We start from the raw sequence: 6,842 nt of genomic DNA, 5'->3' as shown, positions 1-6,842 counted from the left end.
GGGGCGGTACGGCGAGCGCCGGGAGCGGCACGGCGAACGGCGTCACGGTCGGCGCCGGCGGCCCGGGCGGACACGGCACGGGCGACGGTACGGGCGACGCCGACAGCGGAACGGACGGCAGAGTGGACGGCACGGCCCAGGAGCCGACCGGCCCGTACCTCGGCGCCGGCGGCGACCACGACGCGATCACCGACGACGGCCCGATCGGCTCCGCCGAGTGGGACCTGCTGACCGACGGGATCCAGTGGAGCCCGGAGGCCTACCTCCTCCTCGGTTGCGAGCCGGGCCACGGCCCGCTCAGCCTCGACCGGCTGCCCGACCGCCTCCCCGAGGCGGACCGGCCGCTGCTGCGGCGGATGATGACCGACGCCCTGGTGCACGGCCGCTGCGCCGCCGGCACCCTGCGGGTCCGCCGGCCCGACGGGCGGTACGACGGCGTCGAGTGCGCGGGCGAGCCCGTCCTCGGCACCGACGGCACGGTCGTCGCGCTGCGCATGCTGCTCCGCCCGGCCCCGCCGCACTGAGCGGACAACCCCCGCCCCTCATAGCCCGGCACTCCGAGGCCCCAGCCCGCACGAAGGCCCGGCCCGGGCCCGTACGTCCGGGAGCCCGTCAGGTCAGCCGGCGCCGGTTCTTGGCGTCCGCCGCCCGCAGCGCCCGGCCCAGCTCCTCCCGCAGCTCGTCCACCACGGGCAGCCCCCGGTACTGCGCGGTCAGCCGGTACATCTCGCGCAGCCGGTCCCAGGTCCGGTGCGAGGAGTTCTGGCCGATCAGGTTCATCACCATCTTGGCCTGGAACCGCGCCGCGTCCGGCTCGCCGGTGAGCAGGTGCACCGAGGCCAGGGTGATCCGGTCGAACAGCGCCGACCGCAGCTGCCCGGTCCCCTCCCGCAGGGTGATCACCCGCTCCGCGTGCCGGCGGGCCTCGGGGGCCGCCCCCGGGTCGTGCTCGGAGAGCGTGCGCAGCACCAGGGCCTGCATGCCGCGCAGTTCGGCCTCGTCGAACACCTGCATCCACGAGGGCGGTGGCTCCGGCGCCTCCTCGGTGAACAGGTCCTCGGCCTCCCCGAGCAGCCGATAGGTGTCCTGGGAGTGCCCGATCGAGGCGTGCGCCCACGCCTCGACGGTGTTGAGCATGGCGCGCGTTCTGGGCAGCAGCCGGCCGCCGGCCGCCTTGGCCGCCGACATCAGGTCCAGCGCCTCGTCGGCCCGGCCCAGGTGCACCATCTGCCGCGCGGCCCGGGAGATCGCCTCGCCGGCCCGTGGCCGGTCGCCGGCCTCCTTGGCCGCGTCGGCCGCGATCATGAAGTACTTCTGGGCGGTGGGCTCCAGCCCCACGTCGTGCGACATCCAGCCCGCCAGCACCGCCAGGTTGGCCGCGACCAGCCACAGCCGCTGCTCCACCGCCGGTGCGTGCCGGTGCGTCAACAGGCCGCCGACCTCGTTCAGTTGACCGACCACCGCCTTGCGCTGCAACCCGCCGCCGCGGGCCGCGTCCCAGGCCCGGAACACCTGTACCGAGTGCTCCAGCGACTCCACCTCGTCGAGCCCGACCGGGCCCGCGTCGTACACGTCCGCCGCCGGGTGCGCTCCGCCCCCGGCGACCGCCTGTCGCGGCCCGGGGACGGAGGCCGCGTACGCGACCGCGTCCCCGCCCAGCCAGCCCTTCAGCGAGTCGGCGATGACCGCCCCGGCCGTGAGCGCGGCTCCAGCGCCCACCAATCCACGTCGGTTCAGCATGAGGTCCATTCCCGTGAACTCGGTGAGGACCGCGGCTGTTCGATCCGGCGACCATGGCACTGCTGCGGACGCGTCCGCTCCGGACCTGGTGGGCCGGTGTCGTTCCAGACCGAGGTCCTCAGTGGTGACGACACGGCCGAGCCGCTCCGTGAACACGGCCGCCAGCACCCTCGGCACCGGATCGCGCGGGATCTCCCCCTGCTCGATCCAACGCCGTACCCTCGACGTGTCGGTGGACAGCTGCAACTGCCCCATCGCGGCACCCCGACGGTTGACCAGCCGCGCCAGCTCGCCCTTCGACCATCCGGTCAGGACGAACAGGTCGGCCAGTCGGGTGTTGGGTTCCCTGCTCAACGAAGCCCCCAGGTTCCTCGGCTGATCCGAGGCTAGAGGCTCGGGCAAGTGCCGGGCGAGCATTCGCCACCGTTCGCCAGGGCCCGCCAGACTACTAAGCCAGTGCCCGACGGGTGTGTTGTAGGGGTGCGCCACCTCGCCCCCCGGGTCGGGCGGTGTCCCACCAGCGTCGGGGCTGTCCCCCGACGGTGGCACGGGGCGCTCCCGGTCCTCACCCGAGGGGGTGGCGCGGCCGGGTGGCGCGGGAGCGCCGGGCACGGCCACGGCAGTCCGGCCGACCGCATTCCCCAGGGTGCGGACGGCCGGAGCACCGCCGACCAGGGGTTCCTGACCCCGCGTCCGTGCCCGGCGCCCGCGCACCACCGACCGCACCGCTACGGGGTACCGCGCGGAGCAGCGCACCGCACGACGTACCGCACCACCCGCAGGGCCGCCGTCACGCCAGGAAGCACACGGCACCGGCCCTCCCCCGCCCCCGCGGGGCAAGCACCCGCCGACGGACCGGAAGGGACCTCCCTCAGCCCATGTACTCCTCAGCGACGACCCCCACGCCCACCGCGACCCGCCCAGCGCTGCGCCCCCCCACCGCAGCCGCCGGCCGCACCGGCCCCAGGGCCGTGCCCCCGGCGAGCCGTCCCGCGGTCCCGCGCGGCGCCGAGGGCCGGGCCACGGACACCCGGGTCGTCCCGACCGGCCGTACGGCGCTGGGCCCCGCCGGCCGTACCGCGCTGGGCCTGCGGGCCCCCGAGGCCGCCCTGCCGGGCGGCGGCCGGATGCCGCTGGCCCGGCAGGCCGACGGCCAGGTGCTGCGGGCCCGGCGGCCCGGCCTGCCCGTCGGCGGCGGCCCGGAGCGGATCGACCCGTCGGCGCTCCAGACCCCGGCGGTCCGGGCGGCGCTCGCGGGCGTCTCGCGGATATGTCCCGCGTTCACCCCGCGCCAGGTCCTGCGCGAGGGCAGCCGCCACATCCTGGTGGCGGGCACCATCGGGCGGGCTCCGGTGGTCGCCAAGTGCCTGGCGCCGCAGGCGGTGCGGAGTGAGTACTTCGAGCAGCTGGTGGCCGACTTCCACCACGAGGTGGCGGTCTACCGGGCGTTCGTCCGGCACCGTCCGCCGGTGCGGCTGCCCCGGCTGGTCGCGGCCGACCACGACCGGTGCGTGCTGGTCATGGAGCGCGTCCCGGGGCGCCCGGCGGCCCGCGAGCGCCACCCGGTCAACGCGCCCACCCCGGGCGAGGTGCGGGCGCTGCTCACCGCGGTCCGCACGCTGAACCTGTGGCGGCCGCCGACCGACGTCTTCCAGCCGCGCCTGGACTACCAGTTGGAGATCTCCCGCTACCACTCGGTGGGCCAGCTCACCGACCGGGACGCCGGCGACCTCCGCGGCCTGCTGCACGGCCTCGGCAGCACCCCGCTCCAGCTCTGCCACGGCGACGCCCTGCTCAGCAACATGCTGCTGGCGCCGTCCGGGCCGGTGCTGGTCGACTGGGAGCAGGCCGGCTGGTACCTGCCCGGCTACGACCTGGCGGTGCTCTGGAGCGTCCTGTCCGGGGACACCGCGGCACGCCGCCAGATCAGCCAACTCGCCCAGAGCGGCGGCACGCTGGCCCGCGACGCGTTCCTGGTGAACCTGGTGCTGGTGCTGATGCGGGAGATCCGGCTGTACGACGTGCCGGGCGCCGGCGAGGAGCAGCGGATCATGATCCGCCGGCTCTACGACGACGCGGCGCTCGCCCGCCGGGCCGTCCGCGCCGCGGTCGGGACCCGCTGAGCCACCGCCGGGGCCCGTCGGACCGCCGTCAGGACCCGCCGGGCCCGGGAGTTCGACGACGGGCCCTACGGCCGGGCGCCCCGCTCCAGGGCGGCCCGGCCGGCGGCCTCCAGGACGGTCTCGTCGGGGGCCAGGTGCACCCGGCTGCTGAGCACGTCCCGCAGGTAGCGCTCCAGCGGGTGACGCCGGCTCAGGCCGGGGTTGCCGGTGAGGGCGACGGCCTGCTGGACCACCGCCGTCGCGGCCCGGGTGGCCAGCAGGTGGGCCGGACCGGTCCGGGCGACGGCCTCCTGGTCGCCCCGGTCCACCCGGGAGGCCAGGCCCTCGACCAGTTCCTCGGCCCCGATCAACTGGGCCTCGATCTCGCCGAGGGCGGTCCGGTAGCGGGGCAGGGTGCCGAGCGGCTCGGTCAGATTGGCCGGGGTGCGCTGGTTGAGGAAGCGGATCAGCCACGCCTCGGCGGCCCGGGCGACCCCGATCGCCACGGCGGAGAGGGCCAAGTCGTGCCAGGCCGACGAGAGCTCGGCGTCGGCGTCGGCACTCTGACGGGCTGTCCGGCGACCGTTCGTCAGGCCGAGCGCGAGGTCGCCCGGCACCCGGACCCCGTCCAGCACCACGTCGTGGCTGGCGCTGGCCCGCAGCCCGAGCTGGTCCCAGGTCGGGTCGATCTCCAGGCCCTCGCTCTCGCCGCGGACCAGGAAGGTGCCGATCCGCGGCTCCTCCTCGTCGGTCCGCGCGGTCACCGCCATCCAGGCGAGCGCCTCGGCTCCGGTGCAGTACGTCTTCCGGCCCGTCAGCAGCCAGCCGTCGCCGTCCCGTCGGGCGACCGTGCCGGGCAGCTCGCCCGCCCCGGCACCGGGCTCCGCCCGCAGCGTGTTGACCAGCGCCGGGCCGCGCCGGGACTCGGTGAGCAGCCGCCGGTAGCCCGCCGTCGGCCAGTCGGCCCGGCGGGCCTGCTCGGCGTGCTGGAGCAGGGTGAAGGCGGTGACCACGGCCACCGAGGCGTCGCCGCGGCCGAGTCGGGACAGCACCCGGACGGTGTCGGCGAGCGTTCCGCCCGGACCGCCGTACCGCTCGGAGACGGTGAGGGTGAGCAGTCCGGCCTCGTGGACGGCCTCGATCCCCTGGTACGGGAAGGTCGCGTCGCGGTCGTGCTCCTCGGCGCGGGCAGCCAGCAGGTCGACCACCCGGGGCAGTCCGGCGAGGGCGGTCTCGACCGCGCTCCGGTCGGGTGCCGCGCCGCCGGGGGCGGAACTTGTGGGTGTGGAACCGGTGGATTCGAGATGGCCGGAACCCGTCGGTTCGGAACCCGCCGGCGGAGCGGCGGTCCCCGAACGGCGTCCGGCGGACGCGCTCCTGGGCGAACGGTTGTCAGCGGGGCGGTCGTCGGACGCGTGGTCCTCGGACGAACGCTCGGCGGTCGAACGGTTGGCGGCGCGAGTGGTCATGATGCTGTGCCTCCGGGCGGCAGCGTGGGCTCGGCAGGTGCGGGCGGCACGCCGTACGGGCGCGCGGTGGCGATCGGCGGCCCCGGAGGCCGGCTCACGGCCCGCCCCTGGTCCCGGCGCCGACCGGACACCCGGCCGATCGCCCGCCGCCGGGGGACGAATCCCCCCTCAGCGGCCCGGACACGCCGCGCTGGCGGTGCGCCGCAGGTCCAGATGCCTGCGACGGGTCAGCAACGGAAGGCGGCACGGCATGTTCGCGACTGTACGAACCGTTGATCGATACCGTCAAGCAGCGTCCGACCCCCGGGCGGAGCCGGCCGGCCCCGGCGGGATCAGCCCTGCTGGAACATGTCCGCGGGGAGCGGCTTCAGCAGCTGATACAGGTCGTCCGAAATCGGTCGGTCCCAGGACGCGACGGTGACCAGGACGCCGTCGCTGCGGCCGAACTGGGCGCAGAACACGCGCTCCTCGCTGACCTTGACCTTCTTCACGATCAGCAGGTCGTCCCCGAGCATCACCGGGAAGTCCTCGGCCGAGACGAACTCGACCGGCTCGTCGTTCTCCAGCGCCGCGAGCAGCTGCCGCACCTCGAAGGGCACCTCGTCGCCGGTCTCCCGGGCGGGCGAACCCTCGGGGAGGTTGCCGATGAACATCGCCGGACCTCTGCCGCCGAACAGGTCGTAGCGCAGGAAAATCCCCTGGCAGGAGCCGTCCGGGCCGGTCATCATGGCCGCACCGAAGTCACCGGGCCAGTCGCCCGGGTCCATCGCGAGCACGTCGAAGTCCGGGCCGGCGGGCTGTCCGGAGCGACGGCGGAGAAAAGACATGGGAACATCGTACGTGTCCGGCACACCGCGTTCGCGAGGTGGGTGGGGCACCGCCGGGGGGTGGCCGGGAGATCGACGCTCAGAGACCAATGTTGACTCTGAGCAACCGTCCGGGCTACGTTCGGTTCAGCACGACAGCCGTTCTGGGTTTCACCCTCCGGGGGGACGGCATGTCGCAACGCGGCCCTACACGCGTTTCCCTCACTGTGCACTTGTCGTGCCGAACCGCCGAGCACCCAGCTTCGTCGTCGCACACAGCACGAACACACAAGCCAACAGTTCCAAGTTTCACAAGCCAGATCCGCGGGGCCCCGGCCCGTCGCTCCCGTGGATCTGCTCGGGACGCCGCCGCGTGGGGGCGTGCGGGTCCCGAGCACCGGTGCCGTCATCCGAGTCGCTCTCGGCTTCGGCGCCAACCTCCCGGCGACTGCCGGCCCCATCTCGGGGCCGGGACCGGCCGACGCACCCCGGTGCGCAGGGGATGACTGGGAGGATGGCCTGGCAGTACTGCCGGGCCGCACAGCAGGCGCCGTGTCTGGCCGCGTGGGGGCGGTGGGCACGGCGTCTGCCCGTGCTCTTACTCTGAGCTGCGTTTGTCTAACAGTCAACAGAAATTCTGACGGGGCACGCTCAATGGATCATCAGTTGTGATGTTTCGGACCCGAAAGATCGTCTACGGAGCGGACCCCCGTCGACCGGGGGTC

Annotated in this window: 6 protein-coding genes; 2 read left to right on the top strand and 4 right to left on the bottom strand. The window is 74.7% G+C overall.

All coding sequences use genetic code 11. From position 1 onward, the window contains the following. Positions 1-524: PAS domain-containing protein (locus ACFU7Z_RS33470; protein ID WP_380781678.1), on the top strand; the 524-nt coding region annotated here is incomplete at its 5' end. 88 nt (positions 525-612) lie between these two features. Here ACFU7Z_RS33470 and ACFU7Z_RS33465 read toward each other — a convergent pair. Continuing rightward, on the bottom strand, positions 613-2,094 hold the full coding sequence (locus ACFU7Z_RS33465) for a hypothetical protein (RefSeq protein WP_049660292.1): 1,482 nt from the start codon (positions 2,092-2,094) through the stop codon (positions 613-615). 524 nt (positions 2,095-2,618) lie between these two features. On the opposite strand from ACFU7Z_RS33465, the gene ACFU7Z_RS33460 reads away from it, so the two are divergent. Next, positions 2,619-3,863, top strand: coding sequence for a phosphotransferase (locus tag ACFU7Z_RS33460; RefSeq protein WP_380781676.1), 1,245 nt, complete (start codon positions 2,619-2,621; stop codon positions 3,861-3,863). Between the two features lie 65 nt (positions 3,864-3,928). On the opposite strand, the gene ACFU7Z_RS33455 is transcribed toward ACFU7Z_RS33460, so the two are convergent. From ACFU7Z_RS33455 to ACFU7Z_RS33445, 3 genes are all read right to left on the bottom strand, one after another. Next, complete coding sequence (locus ACFU7Z_RS33455) at positions 3,929-5,311, bottom strand: acyl-CoA dehydrogenase family protein (protein ID WP_380781674.1); 1,383 nt, start codon at positions 5,309-5,311, stop codon at positions 3,929-3,931. Between the two features lie 168 nt (positions 5,312-5,479). Further along, the gene (locus ACFU7Z_RS33450; protein ID WP_350526312.1) at positions 5,480-5,563 is read right to left on the bottom strand and encodes a putative leader peptide; all 84 of its coding nucleotides are present in this window, start codon (positions 5,561-5,563) and stop codon (positions 5,480-5,482) included. 80 nt (positions 5,564-5,643) lie between these two features. After that, positions 5,644-6,138 carry a hypothetical protein gene (locus tag ACFU7Z_RS33445; protein ID WP_049656052.1) on the bottom strand — a complete coding sequence of 165 codons (495 nt, stop codon included), beginning with the start codon at positions 6,136-6,138 and terminating at the stop codon, positions 5,644-5,646. Positions 6,139-6,842 lie beyond the last annotated feature (704 nt).

Origin of the sequence: Kitasatospora sp. NPDC057518 (assembly GCF_042802075.1) — a bacterium.
In the GTDB taxonomy this organism is placed as follows: Bacteria; Actinomycetota; Actinomycetes; order Streptomycetales; family Streptomycetaceae; genus Kitasatospora.
This window is presented reverse-complemented; position numbering and strand designations above follow the sequence as displayed.